This is a genomic window from Bisbaumannia salifodinae (genome assembly GCF_055388505.1).
This window is the reverse complement of the sequence record NZ_AP043781.1, coordinates 382992-403199: the sequence shown is the minus strand read 5'-3', so window position 1 is coordinate 403199 and position 20208 is coordinate 382992. Positions and strand designations below refer to the sequence as shown.

16 protein-coding genes are annotated in these 20208 nt (G+C 70.4%); 3 read left to right on the top strand and 13 right to left on the bottom strand.

Annotation, left to right across the window (positions count from 1 at the left end):
- Positions 1-16 precede the first annotated feature (16 nt).
- Complete coding sequence (locus ACZ5EF_RS01925; RefSeq protein ID WP_346062739.1) at positions 17-913, top strand: ion transporter; 897 nt, start codon at positions 17-19, stop codon at positions 911-913.
- Positions 914-961: 48 nt separating this feature from the next.
- Here the strand turns inward: ACZ5EF_RS01925 and ACZ5EF_RS01920 are convergent, their stop codons facing one another.
- From ACZ5EF_RS01920 to ACZ5EF_RS01910, 3 genes are all read right to left on the bottom strand, one after another.
- Positions 962-1744 (bottom strand): 5'-nucleotidase, lipoprotein e(P4) family, encoded by a 783-nt coding sequence (locus ACZ5EF_RS01920; RefSeq protein ID WP_346062740.1) that lies wholly within the window; start codon positions 1742-1744, stop codon positions 962-964.
- 225 nt (positions 1745-1969) lie between these two features.
- Positions 1970-2590, bottom strand: a complete 621-nt coding sequence (locus ACZ5EF_RS01915; RefSeq protein ID WP_346062741.1) for an L-threonylcarbamoyladenylate synthase — start codon at positions 2588-2590, stop codon at positions 1970-1972.
- Between the two features lie 94 nt (positions 2591-2684).
- Positions 2685-3578 (bottom strand): PHP domain-containing protein, encoded by an 894-nt coding sequence (locus ACZ5EF_RS01910; protein ID WP_346062906.1) that lies wholly within the window; start codon positions 3576-3578, stop codon positions 2685-2687.
- A gap of 129 nt (positions 3579-3707) precedes the next feature.
- Between ACZ5EF_RS01910 and ACZ5EF_RS01905 the strand changes: the two genes are divergently transcribed.
- Positions 3708-4007 carry a YciI family protein gene (locus ACZ5EF_RS01905; protein WP_346062742.1) on the top strand — a complete coding sequence of 100 codons (300 nt, stop codon included), beginning with the start codon at positions 3708-3710 and terminating at the stop codon, positions 4005-4007.
- A 155-nt stretch (positions 4008-4162) separates the two neighbouring features.
- On the top strand, positions 4163-6172 hold the full coding sequence (gene mnmC, locus ACZ5EF_RS01900; RefSeq protein WP_346062743.1) for a bifunctional tRNA (5-methylaminomethyl-2-thiouridine)(34)-methyltransferase MnmC2/FAD-dependent 5-carboxymethylaminomethyl-2-thiouridine(34) oxidoreductase MnmC1: 2010 nt from the start codon (positions 4163-4165) through the stop codon (positions 6170-6172).
- On the opposite strand, the gene yddG is transcribed toward mnmC, so the two are convergent.
- The 10 genes from yddG to ACZ5EF_RS01850 form a co-directional block, all read right to left on the bottom strand.
- The gene (gene yddG, locus ACZ5EF_RS01895) at positions 6169-7095 is read right to left on the bottom strand and encodes an aromatic amino acid exporter YddG (protein WP_346062744.1); all 927 of its coding nucleotides are present in this window, start codon (positions 7093-7095) and stop codon (positions 6169-6171) included. The two genes, mnmC and yddG, sit on opposite strands and share 4 nt — an antisense overlap.
- Positions 7096-7359: 264 nt before the next feature.
- Entirely contained in the window at positions 7360-8052 is a 693-nt protein-coding gene (locus ACZ5EF_RS01890) for a helix-turn-helix transcriptional regulator (protein WP_346062745.1), read from the bottom strand.
- Positions 8053-8093: 41 nt separating this feature from the next.
- Positions 8094-8360 (bottom strand): YheU family protein, encoded by a 267-nt coding sequence (locus ACZ5EF_RS01885; RefSeq protein ID WP_346062746.1) that lies wholly within the window; start codon positions 8358-8360, stop codon positions 8094-8096.
- Complete coding sequence (ligA, locus tag ACZ5EF_RS01880) at positions 8357-10435, bottom strand: NAD-dependent DNA ligase LigA (protein ID WP_346062747.1); 2079 nt, start codon at positions 10433-10435, stop codon at positions 8357-8359. Before ligA ends, ACZ5EF_RS01885 begins: the two co-directional genes overlap by 4 nt.
- Positions 10436-10553: 118 nt before the next feature.
- Positions 10554-12251, bottom strand: a complete 1698-nt coding sequence (zipA, locus tag ACZ5EF_RS01875) for a cell division protein ZipA (RefSeq protein WP_346062748.1) — start codon at positions 12249-12251, stop codon at positions 10554-10556.
- Positions 12252-12444: 193 nt separating this feature from the next.
- The gene (gene smc / locus ACZ5EF_RS01870) at positions 12445-15945 is read right to left on the bottom strand and encodes a chromosome segregation protein SMC (RefSeq protein WP_346062749.1); all 3501 of its coding nucleotides are present in this window, start codon (positions 15943-15945) and stop codon (positions 12445-12447) included.
- A gap of 20 nt (positions 15946-15965) precedes the next feature.
- Complete coding sequence (gene ccmI / locus ACZ5EF_RS01865) at positions 15966-17210, bottom strand: c-type cytochrome biogenesis protein CcmI (RefSeq protein ID WP_346062750.1); 1245 nt, start codon at positions 17208-17210, stop codon at positions 15966-15968.
- Positions 17207-17680: a cytochrome c-type biogenesis protein gene (locus ACZ5EF_RS01860; RefSeq protein WP_346062751.1), complete on the bottom strand. Its 474-nt coding sequence runs from the start codon at positions 17678-17680 to the stop codon at positions 17207-17209. The genes ccmI and ACZ5EF_RS01860 overlap by 4 nt, the downstream gene beginning before the upstream one ends.
- Entirely contained in the window at positions 17671-18198 is a 528-nt protein-coding gene (locus ACZ5EF_RS01855; protein ID WP_346062752.1) for a DsbE family thiol:disulfide interchange protein, read from the bottom strand. The genes ACZ5EF_RS01860 and ACZ5EF_RS01855 overlap by 10 nt, the downstream gene beginning before the upstream one ends.
- Positions 18195-20195, bottom strand: a complete 2001-nt coding sequence (locus ACZ5EF_RS01850; protein WP_346062753.1) for a heme lyase CcmF/NrfE family subunit — start codon at positions 20193-20195, stop codon at positions 18195-18197. The genes ACZ5EF_RS01855 and ACZ5EF_RS01850 overlap by 4 nt, the downstream gene beginning before the upstream one ends.
- Positions 20196-20208: the final 13 nt, after the last annotated feature.

The following is a 20208-nucleotide window of genomic DNA, read 5'->3' as shown; positions in this document are numbered from 1 at the left end:
TGATCAGGAGGATCCCATGAGCGATCACTTCAAGCCCGCCGCCGAAGGCCTGCGTACCCGCGTCTTCCAGGTGATCTTCGAGTCCGACACGCCCCTGGCCAAGGGCTTCGATATCGCCCTAATCGGGGTGATCCTGGCCAGCGTGCTGGTGGTGATGCTGGACAGCGTGAGCGCCTACCGGGCCGAGTACGGCGCCCTCTTCTACTGGCTGGAGTGGGGCTTTACCCTGGCCTTTACCCTGGAGCTGGCGCTGCGTCTCTACTGCCTCGACAAGCCGCTGGGCTACCTGAAGAGTTTCTACGGGGTGATCGATGTCCTGGCGATCCTGCCCACCTGGCTGGTCCTGCTGGTTCCCGGGGCCCAGTCGCTGGTGGTGATCCGCCTGCTGCGGGTGCTGCGTATCTTCCGCATCCTGCGCCTGATGCAGTTCGTCGGTGAAGCCCGACTGCTGGTGGAGGCCCTCAGGCGCAGCAGCCACCAGATCTTCCTGTTCCTGTTCGGCGTCTTCATGCTGGTGACCATCTTCGCCTCCCTGGTCTACCTGATCGAGCCGGAAGAGGCGGGCTTCAGCAGCATTCCCACCGCCATCTACTGGGCCATCGTCACCCTGACCACCGTGGGCTATGGAGATATCGTGCCGGTCACCCCCCTGGGCCAGGCGATCTCGGTGATGGTGATGCTCACCGGCTACTCGATCATCGCCGTGCCCACCGGGGTCTTCTCCGCGGAGGTGATCCGCTCGATCCGTGCCGACCGCTACTCCGACGAGGCCTGCCCCGGCTGTGGCCACGACCGCCACGAGAAGCGCGCCAAATACTGCCTGCGCTGCGGCACCTGGCTCGATGAGGAAACGCCGGATCCCCGGGAGAAGCGCGACGACGGCGCCTCCAACGACAAGGAGGCGCCCGCCTGAGCGGACGCCTCCCCGGCTTGCCCCGACCACGGGGCCTTCGACTCCCGCTTATTCGGTCACGAAGGGTGCGTCCCAGGCCTCCAGCTCGGCATCGTCCCAGGTGCCATAGGTGGCATTGGGGAAGACGATCCAGTCGACGCCGATGCGCTCGGCATTGGCCTCCAGCTCGGCGTGCTGCTCGTCCAGGGGCACGCTGCTGACGAAGGCCTCGGAGAAGTCGTGCAGGGTATCGCCCAGCAGCATCACCAGGGTGTGATGCTCTTCCACCAGGTCACGACGCTCCTGCTTGGGAGGGCCCAGCAGCAGCACGCTGTCGTCGCCGACCTGGGGCAGCCCCAGCCCCTCCAGGGTGGCCAGGGTCGCGGCCTTGTTCTCGTCGTAGCGGTCGGAGACATAGTAGATGGCCACGCCCTGGGCATCGGCATACTCGAGGAAGTCCCCGGCGCCGGGGATCAGCCGCGGCTCGCCCTCACGCTCCCAGTGCTTCCAGGTGTCCCAGCTGGTGTAATCGTGGCAGCGCTGCATATCGCGCACCAGCAGGGCGCCGTTGTCGATCACCGTCTCGTCCAGGTCGGTGATGATCGCCAGGTCGGCGTCCTCACCATGGCGTTCGATGGCCTGCTCCAGGCGCAGGGTGGCCAGGGCATACCCCTGGCGCTGCAGTGCCGCCACTTCGGCGGACTGCTGCTGATAGCGCAGGCCCATGGCATAGGCCTGCTGATCGCAGAGGGTCGCCTCCTCGGCGGGCGCCTCGGCACTGGCGGTGACGGCGAAGGAGGCGGCGGCCAGGCCGGCCAGCAGGGCGGGGAATCGCTTCTTGTTCGGGGTCATGCTTTTCTCCTGTGAGGACCGGCCGGAGCCAATCCATTACACAACGTTATCGAAATCGACACAAACCAGCGTATTTTATTTTTATTGATCATTCAAATTAACTCTAGCCCGCTTTCGCGCCTCTGCCCTCCCCCTTACGCCCCTTGTCATCCTGTTTACGACGGCCCTAACCACGACGCCCGGCCAAGGGCCGGGCGTGACTCAAGCGGAGAACTGCGGCGAGGATTACTGGAACGACGAGAGCTCGCCGCGCCCTTCGCGGACGATGGTGGGGGGCAGCTCGCGCAGGTCCACCACGCTGGTGGGCTCCAGTTGGCAGGCGCCGCCGTCGATGATCAGGTCGAGCTGATTGGCGTAGCGGTCGCGGATCTCCTCGGCGTCGGTCATCGGCAGTTCCTCCCCCACCGGGATCAGGGTCACGCTCATCAGCGGCTCGCCCAGCGCCTCCAGCAGGGCATGGGTGATGCGATGATCGGGCACCCGCACGCCGATGGAGCGGCGCTTGGGGTGCAGCAGCAGCCGCGGCACCTCGGTGGTGGCCTGGAGGATAAAGGTGTAGGCGCCGGGGGTATGCGCCTTGAGCAGGCGGAAGACGTCGTTGTCCACCTTGGCGTAGGTGCCGATCTCGGAGAGGTCCGAGCAGACCAGGGTGAAGTTGTGCTTGTCGTCCAGTTGGCGCAGGCGCTTGATGCGCTCCACCGCCTTCTTGTCCCCCAGGTGGCAGCCCAGGGCATAGCCGGAGTCGGTGGGGTAGGCGATCACGCCGCCGCGGCGAATGATGTCGATGGCGCCGTCGATCAGGCGCTTCTGGGGATTCTCGGGATGGATCTGGAAGAACTGGCTCATGCGGGCTCCTTGCGCTGAGTCCTGGATGGGGTGGCCAAAGGACGGCTAGGGAAGCCGCCGCGGCTCGGGCCTGGGAATCAGCATACGCCGCGGCTCAGGCGGCGGCAAAGCCCGCCAGGCGGGGGTGATGCCAGACCGGCGTCACCGCGACCCGGGGCACCGGGCTCATGCTGCCCGGGGCCAGGGGGCCACCCGGGGCGTGGAAGTCGCTGCCCACGGAGCCCGAGAGGTCGCGCTCGATCAGTTGTCGGGCCAGGTCGCGGGTCTGGTCGGGGTTCTGGAAGCCGCTGACCAGCTCCACCGCCTCGCCGCCGGCGGCCCGGAAGGCGTCCAGCAACAGGCCGCGCTTGCGCCGAGTCAGGCCATAGCGCAGCGGGTGGGCCAGCACCGCCACCCCGCCGGCAGCCACCACCCAGGCCACCACCGCTTCGAGGGCGGGCCAGTGGGCCTTGATATCGCCACGCTTGCCGTTGCCCAGGTACTTCTTGAAGGCCGTGCCGATATCCTTGACCAGGCCATCGGCCACCAGCGCCCTGGCGAAGTCGGGGCGCCCCAGGGGGCGTTCGCTGCCGGCCTGGGCCCGGGCCTTGGCCAGGGCGTCGTCCAGGCCGATGGCCTCCAGGCGCCGGGCGATCTCCTCGGCCCGAGCCGCCCGGGCGCGAGCCTGCTCGGCCAGGCCTTCGGCCAGGGGGCCCCGGGCCCCCTCGGGCAGCAGCCCCACCACATGGATATTGATGCCACTCCACTGGGAGGAGAGCTCGGTGGCGGGCAGCAGGCGCAGGCCCAGCTCCCGAGCGGCCACATCCGCCTCGGCGACGCCCTCCACGGTGTCGTGGTCGGTCAGCGCCAGGTGCGTCAGGCCCCGGGTCCGGCACAGGGCCATCAGCTCGGCGGGGGCCAGGGCCCCGTCGGACGCGGTGGAATGCATATGCAGGTCGAGGCCGGTGACCTCGGCCAGGGAATCGGCGAGCGGGGAAGAATCGGTCATCGGCATGACGCCGGCGGGCGTCTTTGTCAAAATAGGGCCTCCATGGTGCGCGCCCCGCCGGCCGCGGTCAACCGCGCGCCGCGCCAGGGGGCGCTGCCGGTTCGTCGGTTTTCCTGCAAGGATTCACCCATGCTCTACGCCATCATCAGTGAAGATGTGAATAACAGCCTCGAGCGCCGCATGGCCGCTCGTCCCGATCACCTGGCCCGCCTGGAGAAACTGCGTGACGAGGGCCGCCTGGTGCTGGCCGGCCCCCATCCGGCGGCGGACAGCGACGACCCGGGCGAGGCGGGCTTCAGCGGCAGCCTGGTGGTGGCCGAATTCGAGGATCTCCAGGCCGCCCAGGCCTGGGCGGACGTGGACCCCTATGTGATCGCCGGCGTCTACGCCCGGGTCATCGTCAAGCCCTTCAAGAAGGTGCTGCCCTAACCGGCGGTTTTCCACAGCCGGTTTTTGCACAGCGGCTGTGGAAAACTCTGTTAACAGCCCGCGGATGCCTGGCGCCAGCCCAGAGCCGCCCTCGCCTCGGGCGGGCTGGCTACGCTTTGACCACCCTGCGACCCCTTGCCTGCGAGGCCCGAGCCGTGACGCTGCCCCCCCTGCGCCCCCTGACCCAGGCCAGCCTGGACTGGCGAGCCGATGACACCCTGGCCGTGGCCCCCCACTCGACCCACTTCGACGACGTCTACTTCTCGCGCCATGACGGCCGCGCCGAGACCGAGCATGTGTTTATCGCCGCCAACGACCTGCCGCGGCGCTTCCGGGAGTGGCGGGAGCCGCGCCCCTTCGTGATCGGCGAGACCGGCTTCGGCACCGGCCTCAATATGCTCTGCGCCTGGGCCTGCTTCCGCGCCCAGGCCCCGGCCGGGGCGCGCCTGCACCTGGTCTCCACCGAGCTCTTCCCGCTGCGCCGCGACGACCTGGCCCGGGCCCTGGCGGCCTGGCCCGAGTTCGCCGAGCCGGCGGCGCGGCTGGTCGAACAGTGGCCGGAGCCGCTGCCCGGGGTGCATCGCCTGTGGCTCGACGAGCGGGTAACCCTGGACCTGCACTTCGGCGACAGCGCCGAGGGCCTGTGGCAGCTGGAGGGCCGGGTGGATGCCTGGTTCCTGGATGGCTTCGCCCCCGCCAAGAATCCCGAGATGTGGCACCCGGCGCTGTTCGAGGCCATGGCGGCCCGCTCCCGCCCCGGCGCCAGCTTCGCCACCTTCACCTGCGCCGGGGTGGTCAAGCGCGGCCTCAAGGCGGCGGGTTTCGCCTGGCGCAAGGTGCCCGGCTTCGGCCGCAAGCGGGAGATGCTGGCCGGCGAGATCGAGGCGCCGCCCCGGGACGACGGCCGTCGCCGGGCGCCCTGGTTCACCCCGCCGCCGCCGCGCCCGGCCCGCCGGGTGGCGGTGGTGGGCGCCGGCCTGGCCGGCACCACCGTGGCCGAGGCCCTGGCCCGCCGCGGCGTGGCGGTGACCCTGCTCGACCCCGCCGGCATCGCCGCCGGCGCCTCCGGCAACCGCCAGGGGGCCCTCTACGTCAAGCTGGCCGCGGAGACCAACGACCAGAGCCGGGTCTATCTGGCGGGGCTGCTGCACAGTTGCCGCTTCCTGGCCCACCGCGACCCGGACCGGGCCCTGTGGCAACCCAGCGGCGTGGTGCAGCTGGCCAAGGGCGAGCGGGAAGCCCGGCGCCAGGCGCGTTTTCTCGAGCACCATGCGCTGCCGGCCTCGGTGGTGGCGGGCCTCGATGCCGAGACCCTGGCCCGGCGCTGCGGCCTGAGCGGCGACCTGGCCCCCGGCTGCGGCGGCCTGGACTACCCGGCGGCGGGCTGGGTGCGGCCCAAGGCCCTCTGCGCGCGGCTGGCGGCCACCCCGGGCATCGACTATCGCCCCGCGGCCGTGGAGGCCATCGCCCCGGAGGGCGAGGGCTGGCGACTGGTTCTCGCCGATGGGGACAGCCTGGCGGTGGATCAAGTCGTCCTGGCCAATGCCCGGGCCGCCAATCGCTTCGCCCAGAGCGCCGCCCTGCCCCTGCAGGCGATCCGCGGCCAGGTCAGCGAGCTGTCGCTGCCCGAGGGGGCCCCGGCGCCGACCCGGGTGATCTGCGCCGGCGGCTACCTGCCGCCGCCCCTGGACGGGGTGCTGACCTTCGGCGCCACCTTCGCCCCCCATGACGAAAGCGACGCGGTGCGGGAGGCGGATCACGCCGCCAACCTGGCGGAGCTCGAGGCCACCCTGCCCGGCTATGTGGCGGCGCTGCGCGCGGCCGGCGCCGAGCTGGACGCCTCGCGCCTGACGGGGCGCGCCGCGGTGCGGGCGGCCAGCCCCGACAAGAGCCCCTACGCCGGGCCGCTGCCGGACGCCGAGGCCTGGCGGCGCGACTATGCACCGCTCAGCAAGGACGCCAAGCGCATCCCCGAGACGCCGGGACGCCACCATCCGGGGCTGTGGATCAGCGCCGCCCACGGCTCCCGGGGCCTGGCCAGCGCGCCGCTATGCGCCGAGCTGCTGGCCTCGATGCTCTGCGACGAGCCCCTGCCACTGCCCCGCGACCTGGTGGATCACCTGCATCCGGGGCGGCGGCTGATTCGCGAGCTGATTCGCGGCTAGGAGCCCGTCGACTCGTGCCGGGTGCCATGGCCTGCCCGTGGCCCCAGCCGGCCGCTGCCGATCAGGGCGCCGCCGCAGATCAGCAGGGCGGCGATCAGCAGGGTCGGGCCGGGGGCGGCCAGGCCCGCGGCGATCAACACCAGGGTGGAGAGCAGCGGCGTCGCGTAGGAGAGCAGCCCCAGCAGGCGGACCTGCCCGCGCTTCATGCCCAGGTCCCAGGTGAAGAAGGCACTGCCCACCGGGCCCAGCCCCAGGGCCAGGATGGCCCAGAGGTTGGCGCCCTCGGGCCAGCCGCGGGGCTCCCAGGCCAGGTGGCAGAGCAGCGCCAGCAGCGCCGCCCCCAGGCAGTTCCAGGCCACCGCCGTGGTGGGGATCCGCGACAGCAGCCGCGAGGCCACCGAGTAGCCGCTCCAGATAAAGGCCGCGGCGAAGGCCGCCAGGTAGCCCGGCGTGTACTCCCCCGCCCAGTCGAGGCCGTCCGGCCCCACCAGCAGCGCCGCCCCCAGGAAACCGCAGACGCCGCCCAGCAGATGGATGCCGCGCAACCGCTCCCCCGGCAGCAGCCAGCCGGCGAAGATCACGATCAGCAACGGCCAGAGGTAGCTGATCAGGCCGGCATTGGCCGCCGGCGCGTTCTGCTGGGCGACGAAGTAGCAGAGGTGATAGCCGAACAGGCCGCCGACGCCCAGCAACCAGCCCGCCGGGGGCTGGCGCAGGGCTTCGCCCAGGGCCGGCCCCTCGCCACGGGCCAGGAACACCAGCAGCGCCAGGCCGCCGGCCAGGCCGAAGCACAAGGTGGTGAGCAGGAAGGGCGGCACCGGGCCGGCCCACTGGGTAAACAGCGCCAGGGTCGCCCAGCTGAGGATGGTGCTGGCACCCCAGAGGGTGGCGCGGCGCGCCTCGGCGGGGGGAACGGCCGACATCTCGCTTCTCCATTCGGGGATCGGTCGCCCAGTGTGGCCGGAGGCCAGGGCCCTGGCTTGTCGATTTCGGCCATCAAGACCCGCGGCGAAAGTCGCTCGGCGTTATGCCCCGTGGGAGCGCGGATTCCGCGCGATATCGCCCGAAGGGCGATCCTGGCTGCCACCAGGGGCGACTTCGTCGCCCAATCGTTCGGCATAGCCGAACTCCCACGATAGCAAGCCGGAATCACTCATGTCGTGGCTTCACGCTGATCTGCGATGAACCTAAACTGGGCGCCGTCGGCGGAAGTCGCTCGGCGTTATGCCCCAGCAACGTCGGAAGTGACGGCTGAACTGGGCGCCATCGGCGAAGCCACAGGCCAGGGCGATCTCGGTGATCGACGCCTCGCCCTCGGCCAGCAGCCGGGCGGCCCGGGCCAGGCGCTGGCGCGTGAGCCACTGCCAGGGGGTCAGGCCGGTCAGCGCGGAGAGGCTGCGCCGCAGCTGGCGTTCGGAGAGTCGCGAGACCTCGGCCAGCCGCGCCAGGTCCCAGGGCGTGGCCGGGTCGGCCTGCACCCGCCGGGTCAGCCGCGCCATATTGAGGCGCGGGCCGCGCCAGGGCGGCGCGGCGCCGAGCCGCGCCAACAGGGCCCCATCGTCCAGTCGCCGGGCCGCCTCGGGCGCCAGGCGCAGGAAGCGGATCCCCGCGAAGAGGGCGTCGTACGCCGGCTCGCCGGCCGGCAGGTCCAGCACCCGGCAGCGGTTGTCGGCGTCGAGCCCCAGGTAGTGATGGGTCGCCGCGGCGGGAATCAGGCAGACGCCCCCCGGGGCCACGGCCGCGCCGCGCCCCTCGATCTCGACGTCCAGGCGGCCGTCGAGGCCCACCAGCAGCTGGTGGTAGTCGTGGGTGTCGCTCAGGCAGTCGAGGGGGTAGCTGCGCTCGACGCTGCCGGAACGCCGTGGAGGCTCGAGGGTCATGGCTGACAGGATGCCGACTGGGCGCCGACAATACCAGGCGCCTAGTCTTCCTCGTCGTCGGCCAGGTCGCGGCCGAAGGCGCGCCACTGGGCCAGGGTCATCACCTCGGTGCTCTCGGTCTGGAGGTCGTGGGCAATCAGCAGCTCGCCCCGCTCCAACTGGGCCTCCAGCTCCGCCACCCAGGCGGCCATGCCGCCCCCGGTGTCGGTGGTGTCATAGCCCTGGCGGGTAACGAAGGCCTCCAGCAGGGCGACCAGGGTCGCCCCCGGCAGCATCCGGTGGGGCACCTCCACGAAGCGTCCGCTCATGCTTGATTCTCCTCGTTCGTTTCGTCGCTCTCCTCGAGGTTCCCCGCCTCGCCACTCTCCCAGGCGGCCAGGCGCTCCAGGAAGGCCGCCTCGTCCAGCACCGGCACGCCGAGCTCTTGCGCCTTGGTCAGCTTGCTGCCGGCGGCCTCGCCGGCCACCAGGCCGGCGGTCTTCTTGGAGACGCTGCCGGCCACCTTGGCGCCCAGGGCCTGGAGGCGCGCCTTGCCCTGGTCCCGGGTCATGCTCTCCAGGGTGCCGGTGAGCACCCAGGTCTGCCCAGCCAGGGGCTGGGGCAGCGCCTCCACCGCCGCCTCCTCCCAGCGCAGGCCGCAACCGAGCAGGTCCTCGAGGGTCTCGTGGTTATGGGGCTGGCGGAAGAAGGTATGCACATGGCGGGCGACGATGGGGCCCACGTCATCCACCGCCTCCAGGGCCTCCTGGTCGGCGCCCATCAGCGCCTCCAGGGTGCCGAAGTGGCGGGCCAGGTTGGCGGCGGTGGCCTCGCCCACCTCGCGGATGCCCAGGGCATAGATAAAGCGCGCCAGCGTCGTCTGCTTCGCCTTCTCCAGGGCCGCCACCAGGTTCTCCGCGGACTTCTCGCCCATCCGCGGCAGCTCCGCCAGGTGGGCGGCGCGCAGCCGGAAGAGGTCCGCCGGGGTCTTGACCCAGTCCCGCTCCACCAACTGGTCGATCAGCTTGACCCCCAGGCCCTCGATATCCAGGGCACGGCGGGAGGCGAAGTGCTTGAGGGCCTCCTTGCGCTGGGCGGCGCAGTAGAGGCCGCCGGAACAGCGCGCCACCGCTTCGCCCTCCAGGCGTTCGATCTGGGAATCGCAGACCGGGCAGCGGCTGGGAAAGACGATCTCCCGGCCCGCCTCGGCGGGGGTGACCACCCGCACCACCTGGGGAATCACGTCGCCGGCGCGGCGAATGGCCACGCTATCGCCGATCTTCACGCCCAGGCGAGCGATCTCGTCGGCGTTATGCAGGGTGGCATTGGCGACGGTGACCCCGGCCACCGCCACCGGCTCGAGGCGCGCCACCGGGGTGATGGCACCGGTGCGGCCGACCTGGAACTCGACGTCGTTGAGGCGGGTGACCTGCTCCTGGGCGGGGAACTTGAAGGCGATGGCCCAGCGCGGCGCCCGGGCCACGAAGCCCAGCTCGCGCTGCAGGCGCAGGTCGTCCACCTTGATCACCACGCCGTCGATATCGTAGCCCAGGGCGTCGCGCTTCTCGCCCAGGCGCCGGCAGTAGTCGATCACCCCCGCCGCGCCCGTCACCACGGCCAGCTCGGCGCTGGTGCGCAGGCCGACCTCGCCCAGGCGGGCCATCAGCTGGCTATGGGTGGCATCGCCGGGGTCCGGCTGGATGCGGGCCATCTGGTAGGCGCTGAATTCCAGGGGCCGGGTGGCGGTGATCCGAGGGTCGAGCTGGCGCAGGCTACCGGCGGCGGCATTGCGGGGGTTGGCGAAGACCTTGGTGCCCTCGTCCCGGGCGCGCTGGTTCATCGCCTCGAAGGTGTCGTGGCGCATGGTCACCTCGCCGCGCACCTCCAGCAGCTCGGGGGGCGCCTCGCCGCGCAGGCGCAGCGGGATGGAGCGCAGGGTACGCAGATTGGAGGTAATGCCCTCGCCGGTGCGACCGTCGCCCCGGGTGGCGCCGCTGACCAGGCGCCCCTGCTCGTAGACCAGCGACACCGCGGCACCGTCCAGCTTGGGCTCGCAGCAGAAGGCCAGGGCGTCGCCGTCCATTTCCAGACGCTCGGCGAGGCGCTTGACGAAGGCGGCCAGTTCCTCCTCGTCGAAGGCGTTGTCCAGGGAGAGCATGGGCACCGCGTGCTGCACCTCGGGGAAGCCCGCCGCCGGGGCGGCCCCCACCCGCTGGGTGGGGGAGTCCTCGCTGGCAAGCTCCGGGTAGTCGTCCTCCAGCTGCTGCAGGCGCCGCAGCCGGCGATCGTAGTCGGCATCGGTCAGGCGGGGATCGTCGAGGACGTAGTAGCGGTAGTTGGCATCGTCGAGCTCGGCGCGCAGCCGCGCCACCTCGTCGTGGATCGTCGGGTCGGGTTGACTCATGGAAATCAAGGGTCTCGGTCTAGGGCAAAAGGCCGGCATCGGTGCCTAGCTTACCAAAGCGACACCCCCCGACGGAGACCATCGGGGGGTGTTTTCTTCGGGCTTCGAGCTTGTGGCTTTAATTGACCTGATAACGCTGCAGGCGATGGCGGCGCTCGAACTCGTGGACCCGCTGGCGGGCGAACTCCACGGTCTGAGCGGTCATCACGCTGTGGTTCTCGTCCTTGAGCTCGCCACCCAGGTGACGCACCACCACCATGGCGCACTCCACCATGGCCTCGAAGGCCGCCGAGGTGTCCTCGGCGGCCGGCAGCGGCATCAGGAAGGTGATGCCCGGGGTGGTGAACTCGTCCATGGCATCCAGCGGGAAGGTGCCGGGCTTGACCACATTGACCATGGAGAATTGCAGCGGGCTATCCTCGGCCTCGGTCTCGAAGCGGTGGAAGATACCCATCTCGCGGCTGTAGCGCAGGCCGCAGGCCAGCATCAGCTTGAGCAGGGCGGTGCCGGAGAAGCCCTGCTCCTCGCGACACATCACGCTGATGACGATGATTTCCTCGGCATGGGAGAGGGCTTCCCGGGCCTGGGGGGCTTCCACGTCGTTGCGCAGCGCCTTCTCCACCACCGGATGGGGAGCGGCCACTTCGCCATGGTGTGCCCCGGGTAGGTTATTGGACTCGACGACTTCGTCCGAATAGCGACTGTCCCGATGACTGGGCCCCGCGAAAGTGAACAGCGGATCTTCCTGCTCGATCTCATGGCTCGGGGCGGCCTGTTTCTCGGCCTCCAGGCGCTGCTGCTCGGCGGCCTGCTGCTCGGCGGCCAGGCGCTGACGCTCGACCTCCTGCTGCTGGCGACGCGCCGCCTCGGCGGCGGCCTGCTCGGCCTTCAGGCGCTCGCGCTCCTGTTTGCGCTTGCGATTCTGCTCGCGGCGCTCGCTCAACCCCTTCTTGATGCCGGCCCCGAAACGCTGCATCGAGTGCCCCATCTTCACCGAACCGCTCTTGAAGGAGTCCGCCATGCCGTCGAAATCCACCAGCCGATAGCGCTCGTCGTCGCCGTGAAAATCATGATCGGCGGGATCGGTGACCAGGGCGGGAGCCGCCTTCGCTTCGCCTGACTCGGATGTAACGCCTTCGCCCACCGCCGGCTCGGCGGGCGGCGTATCGCCTGCATCCGGTAGCGATAGGCTGGGTTCGGCCTGCCTGGGTTCGGCCTGCCTGGGTTCGGCCTGCTTAAGTTCGCCCCTGGCCTCTCGCTTGGGCTCGGCCGGCCGAGGCTCCGATGGGAATTCCATCGCCTCCGCGTCGCTGGAGCGGGCCGGCTCGGCTTGCTCCAGGCCGGATGCGGCCTCGGGCGGCGCCGTCCGCGTCGCTTCCGGTGACGCGACCGGCTCGGGGGCGTCGCCCGCGGTGGACTCCCGCTCGGTGTCGGGTGCCGCTCCACGGGATGGCCTCGCGGCCGCCTCGGCGGGAGCCGCCGGGCGTTTGGCCTGCCACTCGGCCAGCACCCGGGAAGGCCCGGGGTGCTCCTGGCGGGTCAACTTGGGCTTGGCCGCCGGACGTGGGGGCTCACTCTCGTAGCTGGCGGGTCGCACGACCCGAGCCCCTCCGTTGGGCAACTCCCAGTTCAGCTCGGCCTCACGGGCCGCCGCCTCGGGATCCTCTTCCTGCCCCCGGGCGTCATCGACGGCACTGCCATCGACACGGTCCAGCCGGGGCACTCGACGCTGACGCTGCAGGCGACGCACACCATCGATAACGATGAGGGTCACCAGGGCCAGCCCCAGGATGATTAGCCACTCTCTTAGTTCCATGGGTCGTCTTGCCTATCTGCTAAGGCGCCATGCCTGAATGAAACGTTCGACACCAGCATAGCGCGATTACCAAAAACGGGGCCACTTTTTTGAATGTCAAGTATTGACCCGGCCCCGTGCAATCGCCCCTTCTTATTCCCTGATCGAGGGGAGCCTATCCGTCCCCATCTTGCGACACCAGCCACCGGAATCATCACGCCTCCGCCAGCACCGCGGCCTCTTCCACGCCCACGGATACCAGTCGCGAGACGCCCGGCTCTTGCATGGTCACCCCCATAAGGCGATCCGCTGCCTCCATGGCGATCTTGTTATGGGTGATATAGATGAACTGTACCCACTCCGACATCTCCTTTACCAGCTTGGCGTAGCGCCCCACGTTAGCATCATCCAGGGGAGCATCCACCTCATCGAGCATACAGAAGGGCGCCGGATTGAGCTGGAAGATGGCGAAGACCAGCGACAGGGCAGTCAGGGCCTTTTCGCCCCCGGAGAGCAGATGAATGGTGCTGTTCTTCTTGCCCGGGGGGCGTGCCATGATGGCCACCCCGGTCTCCAGCAAATCGTCGCCGGTGAGCGTCAACCATGCGGTCCCGCCGCCGAAGACCTTGGGAAAAAGGGTCTGTAGCCCCTCGTTGACCTGATCGAAGGTCTGCTTGAATCGGGTGCGGGTTTCCTGGTCGATCTTGCGGATCGCCCGATCCAGGGTCTCCAGGGCCTCGCTCAGTTCGGCGTGCTGGGCCTCCAGGTAGTCGCGGCGCTCGGCCTGCTGCTCGTACTCCTCGATGGCGGCCAGGTTGATGGCCCCCAGGCGGCGGATCCGCTCGGCGGTGGCCTCCAGGTTGGCCTGCCAGGCGGATTCGGTGGCGTTGGGATCGAGCCCGGCCTCCAGGGTGGCGACATCGTGGCCCAGCTCGGCGAGCTGCTCGTCCTGGGCCTCGGCCTTCATGGCCAGGGCCTGGCCCTGCAGCCGCGCCTCCTGGAGGCGCTCGCGGACCCCTTCGAGGTTGCGCTCGTGGGCCTGGCGGGCCAGCTCGTCCTCGCGCAGCCGTTCGCCCAGGGCGGCGGCCTGGTTGCGGCAGGCGTTGAGGGCGCGTTCCGCCTTGTCGCGTTCATGCAACAGCTCGTCGAGGCGCTCGCGATGCTCCTCCTCCGGCTCGCGGAGCATCTCGCGCTGCTCCTCCAGCTCGGCACACTTCTCCTCCAGGCGGGCCCGGGCCTCCTCGCCGCGGCCCTGCTGCTGGGCCAGGCCGGCCCGCTCGGTGGTCAGCCGCTGGTGTTCCAGGGCCAGCTGCTGGGCGCGCTCCGCCAGGGGGCGCTGGCGACCGCGCAGCTGGGCCAGGCGCTCGGCGGCCTCGCGGCGCTGGCGGTCCCGGGTCTCGCGGGTCTCGCTCTGGGCCTCGAGGCGCGCCATGGCCTGCTGCCAGGCCTCCCGGGCCTCCTCCAGGGTCAGCTCGCTCTCTTCGTGACGCTCGGCGAGCCGCGCCAGTTCCTCGTCCAGTTCCTCGGCGCGGCTGGCCAGGTGCTCCAGGCGGCTGGCCAGGTTGGCCTCGGCCAGGGCCAGCTGCTGGCGCCGCCCCTGCTGCTCCCGCTCGTCCTCGCGGCAACGCTCCAGGGCCTGCTCCAGGTCGCCTTCCTGCTCCTTGAGCTCGGCGAGTTCCGCCTCCAGGGCCTCCAGGCGCTCGCCGGCCTGGGCCAGGGACTCGGCCACCTCGTCCCGGCGGCGACGGTTGAGCAGCAGGCCATCGCCCCCGGCCTGGGCGCCGCGACGCCGCGCCCAGCCGCGACCCAGCCAGAGGCCATCGGCGCTGATCAGGCTCTCGCCGGGGGCCAGGCTCGCCTGGCGCCGCCAGGCCTCGGCCTGATCGGCGACGCAGCGGATGCCGGCCAGCAGCGCCTGCAGGGGGCCGGCGCCCTCGACCCGGGCCGCCAGGCTGTCGGCCTCGCCGTCTGTCGGGCCGGTGTCGGGGTCGAGCAACACCAGCTCGCCCTCTACCAGGCCGCCCAGCACCTCGCGCCCCCCCTCCAAGGGGACCAGGCGGGCATTGAGCCAGGGCGCCAACACCCAGGCCAGGCTCTCCTCCCAGCCCGCCGCCACCTGGAGTCGCTCGCCCAGGCGCGGCGCCGCGGCCAGGCCGTGGCTCGTCAGGTGCTGCTCCAGGGCCTGGTCGTCGTCGGTCAGGGCGGCGGCGATCAAGGCCTCCAGGGAGGCCAGCTCGCCCTCCAGGCGACTGCGCTGCTGGCGCAGGGTCTCGCGCTCGCTCTCGCGCTCGGCGAGGCGTTCGCGGATGACCTGACGCTCGCCCTGCAGCGACTCACGACGCGTCTCCTGGCTCTCCTGGGCCAGGTCGGCCTCCGCCAGTTGCTCGGCGAGCTCGTCCCGCTGGGCCCGCAGCTCGGCCAGGCCGGGCAGCTCGTCGCGCTGCTGGAGGCGGCGCTGGCGCTCATTGGCGATGCCGGCCAGGGCCTGCTCCAGGGTCTTGATGCGATCCTGGGCACGCTCCGCCTCGCGGCTCGCCTCCCGGTAGGCGTCGTTGAAGGCCTCCCAGCGCTCGCCGGCCTCAAGGGCCTCGCCCTCGGCCTCCTCCAGGGCGGCCTCCAGCTCGGCGAGTCGTTCGGCCACCTCCTCCTGCTCGGGGCCCAGGGTCTCCAGGCGCTCGTCCACCGCGGCCAGGCGCTCGCCATCCGCCTCGCCCAGGCGGTCCAGGTCGGCCAGCTCGCGGCGGGCGCTCTCCAGGTCCCGGGCCAGTTGGGCCTCGCGGCCGCGGGCATGTTCCAGGCTCTGCTCGATGCGCGCCACGGCGGCGGTACTCTCGTAGAAGCGCGCCTGGTGGCCCTCCAGCTCCTCGGCCAGGCGGTCGTGCTCGACCCGCGCCTCCTCGAGCCGCGACTCGCACTGGCGCTGGCCCAGCAGCTCCCGCTCCACGGCGGTCTCCAGGTCGCGGACCCGGTGCTCCTGCTCGCCCTGCTCGGCACGCAGGGCGCGGCCGCGCAGCAGCGCCAGCTCGCCCTTGAGGCGGTGCTCCTGCTCCTTGAGCTGACGGTAGCGGCGCGCCGCCTCGGCCTGGCGCTTGAGGCGCTCGAGCTGCTTGTCGAGCTCCTCGCGGATATCGTCCAGGCGCTCCAGGTTCTCCTGGGTGCGGCGCATGCGGTTCTCGGTCTCGCGGCGGCGCTCCTTGTACTTGGAGATGCCGGCGGCCTCCTCCAGGGTGGAACGCAGCTCCTCGGGACGCGCCTCGATCAGCCGCGAGATCATGCCCTGGCCGATGATGGCGTAGGAGCGGGGCCCCAGGCCGGTGCCCATGAAGAGGTCGGCGATATCGCGACGCCGGCATTTCTGGCCGTTGAAGAAGTAGCCGGACTGGCCGTCCCGGGTCACCTGGCGCTTCACCGAGATCTCGGCGTACTGGGCATAGGCGCCGCCGAGGCCGCCGTCGCGGTTATCGAAGCGCAGCTCGATAGCGGCCTGGCCCACTGGCTTGCGCCCGGTGGAGCCGTTGAAGATGACGTCGGCCATGGACTCGCCGCGCAGGGTCTTGGCGGAGGACTCCCCCATCACCCAGCGCACCGCGTCGATGATATTGGACTTGCCGCAGCCGTTGGGCCCGACGATGGCGGTCATGTTGCCATCGAAGGGCACGGTCACGGGGTCGACGAAGGACTTGAAGCCGACCAGCTTGATGGAAGTGAGGCGCATAACCCGTCCCTGGTTGGCGGCTAGTCGACGATACGGTCGATGCGGACCTCGATGGGCTCGGCGTCGGCGTCCTGCAGGGCCACCGCGGCGTGGTCACCGAGGAGGTCGCCGGCCTGGGGGGTGGCCTGGCCGCTGCGGGAGACCCGCACCAGCAGCCGCGCCTCCGACACCTGGGAGAGACGCGCCTGGGGACTCATGGCGTTGGCATCGCTGAGGCGCAGGGTGGCGGGCAGGTCGGCGACGCTGAGCCGGGCCACCGCCAGGGGCGGCAGCTCGCCGTCGACGTCCCGGGCCACCACGAAGACCGCGGCCTCCTCGTCGAGCCCCTCGCCCAGGCCCTCGTCGAGGGAGATACGCACATTGAGTCCCGGCCCCGCGGCCAGGGTGGCGTCGATCTCGTCCTGGGAGGCGCCCAGGCGTTCCTGGGCCACGGCGATGCCCTGGCGCAGGGCATCGGCGGAGGCCGGGTCCTCGAAGCCCGCCACGGCGCGGCGCCAGTGGTCGATGGCCTCCTCGTAGCGGCCGCGGTCGAAGGCGGCGATACCCAGCATGCCCAGCACCGTGGGTTGGCGAGGATCCCGCTCGAGCACCTCGTCCACCAGCGCCTGGACCTCCTCAGTGAGGCTGCGGTTGGCGACGAAGAACTCGATCTGGGCCAGTTGGGCGACCAGCGTCACCTGGCGGCCTTCCAGCTCGATCAGCCGCTCCAGGGCACGGATCGCCGCCTCCCCCTGACCGGTATCCCGATAGAGGGGATAGAGGGTCATCCACACATTGGGGTTATCCGGCTGGCGGGCCGCTTCCTGCTCGAGGCGCTGGATCATCACGCCCGCCGAGGCCTCGGGGGCCTGGCGAACCTCCTGGATGGCGGCATAGAGGGCTAGGTTATCCTCCTCGCCTTCCTGCTGGTACCAGGCCACGGCGGCGATCACCACCGCCACCATCACCAGCGGTACCGCCGGGCGGCCAGACAGCGCCGCCTTGAGGGGGCGCGGCGCCAGGTTGGCGGTATCCTCCAGCAGGCTGCGCTCCAGTTCCAGCTTGTCCTCCGCGAAGCGCTCGGCGTCGATCTCGCCACGCTCCCGGGCCTCCTCCAGGGAGGCCAGGCGACGACGGAAGATGGCCACGTTCTGCTCGGCGGAGCGGTCGTTCTCCTCGAAGTCACGCTGGGCGGCATGCACCGAGGCGGCCCGGCGCAGGGGTTGGCTGAGCAGCCACAGGGCCGGTACCAGCAGCAGCGCAAAGGCGATCCAGAGTAACGTCATTCTGACCTCTCGCGGTTGATCAGGGCATCGAGGCGGGCGCGCTCGTCGGCGTTGAGGCGCCGGGCGGAGGCATTGCGCCGCGCTCGAACCACCAGCACCACCAGCAGGCCACCCAGCACCACCAGGGCGCCGGGCAGGCCCCACAGCAGGTAGGTGCGGCCTTCCAGGCGCGGGTTATAGAGCACATAGTCGCCGAAGCGTTCGGTCATATGGCCGAGGATCTCGATATCCGAGCGACCGTCCATCAGCAGCACATAGACCCGCTCGCGCATATCGGCGGAGACCGGGGCATCGGAATCGTCGATGGCCTGGTTCTGGCATAGCGGGCAGCGCAGCGAGGCGGTCAGGCTGTGGTAACGCTGCTCCAGCACCGGGTCATCGAACTCCCGGGTCTCGATGGCGCCGGCCCAGGCCAGGCCACCGCCCAGCAGCAGCGCCAGCAACAGGGCCAGGGAACGCATCACTGCCATTTCTGCACCTCCGGAAGAATCACCTCACGCACGTCCTCCGGCGTGATATAGCCGGTGTGGTGGTAGCGAATGATGCCGTCGCGATCCACCAGGAAGGTCTCGGGGGCGCCATAGACGCCGAGCTCGAAGCCGAGCTCGCCGTCCGGGTCGAAGATATTGACCTCGAAGGGGTTGCCGAACTCCTCCAGGAACTCCAGTCCCTTCTCGCGGGTATCCTTGTAGTCGATGCCCACCAGGCGGATGCCACGCTCCGCCAGGTCGAGCAACTGCGGCATCTCCTGCTTGCAGGTCGGGCACCACTCGCCCCACACATTGACCAGGGTCACCTGGCCCTCCAGCAGGGAGCGGTCGACGCGCCGCTCGGGGTCCTCCAGGGTGGCCGCCTCGAAGGCGGGGAAATCCCGGGCCAGCAGCGCCGAGTCGCGATGGGCGGGGTTCAGGGAGAGGCCGCGATAGAGGAAGATCGACAGCACCAGGAACCCCAGCAGGGGCACCAGCAGGATCAGGCGACGCTTCATACGGCAGCCTCCCGGGAGGCGCGGGACACGGTGGCCTCCTCCTCGCTACGGCGGCGGCTGCGATAGCGGCGATCCGCCACCGCCAGCACGCCCCCGGCGGCCATCAGCAGGCCGCCCAGCCATAGCCAGCGCACGAAGGGCTTGTACTGGATGCGCATGGCCCAGCTGCCGTCCTCCAGGTCCTCGCCCATGGCCACATAGAGATCGCGGAACAGGCCGGGGCGCAGCGCCACCTGGGTCATGGGCATGCCCCGGGCGATATAGATGCGCTTCTCCGGCGCCATGGTGAAGCCGCGGGAGCGGCCCTCTCGGTTCACCGCGATGATGGCGGTATCGGCCAGGAAATTGGGGCCGCGCCGGGACCGCAGCTCGGTCATGGTGAACTCGTAGCCGGCCACCTGGACGCTGTCGCCGGGGGCCAGGCGGACATTGCGTTCCACGCTGTAATTGGAGACCACGGCGACCCCGACGATGGTCACCGCCACGCCGATATGCCCCAGCACCATGCCCCAGTAGGCCAGCGACTGCCGCCTGAGGGCGGCCAGCCACGACGAGGCCTTGCGGCTCTTGTCGTAGAGGTCGCGGAGGATCGGCAGCACCAGCCACAGGGCGCTGACCAGCCCCAGGCTGACCCAGAGGTTCCACTCGCCGCCATAGAGCAGCGGCGCCAGGATCCCGATCACCAGGGCGGCGAGGCCCGAGAGCGCCAGGCGCCGCCCCAGCTCACGCCCCGCCATGCGCTTCCAGCGGGACACCGGCCCCAGCCCCATGAACAGGCAGAGCACCACGGTCAGCGGCACGAAGAGGGCGTTGAAGTAAGGCGGGCCCACGCTGATCTTGCCCAGCCCCAGGGCGTCCAGCAGCAGCGGATAGACGGTGCCCAGCAGCACGGTGACGGTCATGATCACCAGCAGGATATTGTTGATCAGCAGCAGGGCGTCCCGGGACATCCAGTGGAAGCCCACCGCATGGCTGACCCGCGGCGCGCGCAGGGCGAAGATCAGCAGCGACAGGCCCACGGTGACCCCCAGCAGGGCGAGGATAAAGAAGCCGCGGCTGGGGTCATTAGCGAAGGCGTGCACCGAGGTGAGCACCCCGGAGCGCACCAGGAAGGTGCCCAGCAGCGACAGCGAGAAGGTGGTGATGGCCAGCAGCACCGTCCAGCTCTTGAAGGCACCACGCTTCTCGGTCACCGCCAGGGAGTGGATCAGCGCCGTGCCCGCCAGCCAGGGCAGCAGGGAGGCGTTCTCCACCGGGTCCCAGAACCACCAGCCCCCCCAGCCCAGCTCGTAATAGGCCCACCAGCTACCCAGGGCGATCCCCACGGTGAGGAAGGCCCAGGCGATATTGGTCCAGGGCCGCGCCCAGCGGGTCCAGGCGGCATCCAGGCGGCCGCCCAGCAGGGCGGCGATGGCGAAGGCGAAGACCACCGAGAAGCCCACATAGCCCATATAGAGGGTCGGCGGGTGAATGATCAGCCCGAAGTCCTGGAGCAGCGGGTTGAGGTCGGCGCCATCGCCGGGCATGTTGGGTAGCAGCCGCTCGAAGGGGTTGGAGGTGATCAGGATAAAGGCCAGGAAGCCGATGCTGATCGTGCCCATGACCCCCAGCACCCGGGCCAGCATCGCCTCGGGCAGGTTGCGGGAGAAACGCGACACGGCGAAGCCCCAAGCGGCCAGCATCAGGACCCACAACAGCATCGAGCCCTCGTGATTGCCCCAGACGGCGCTGACCTTGTAGTACCAGGGCAGCAGGGAGTTGGAGTTGTTGGCCACGTTGGCGACGCTGAAGTCGTCGAGCAGGTAGCTGGCGGAAAGGCACAGGAAGGCCAGCAAGACGAAGGCGAACTGGCCGCCGGCCATGGGGCGGGCATAGGCCATCCACAGCGGGCGGCGGGTCGCCGCCCCGGCCAGCGGCATCACCGCCTGCACCAGGGCCATCAGCAGGGCCAGGGCCAGGGCGAAGTGGCCGATTTCGGGGATCATCTGGATCAGCATGGTGACTCCGGTG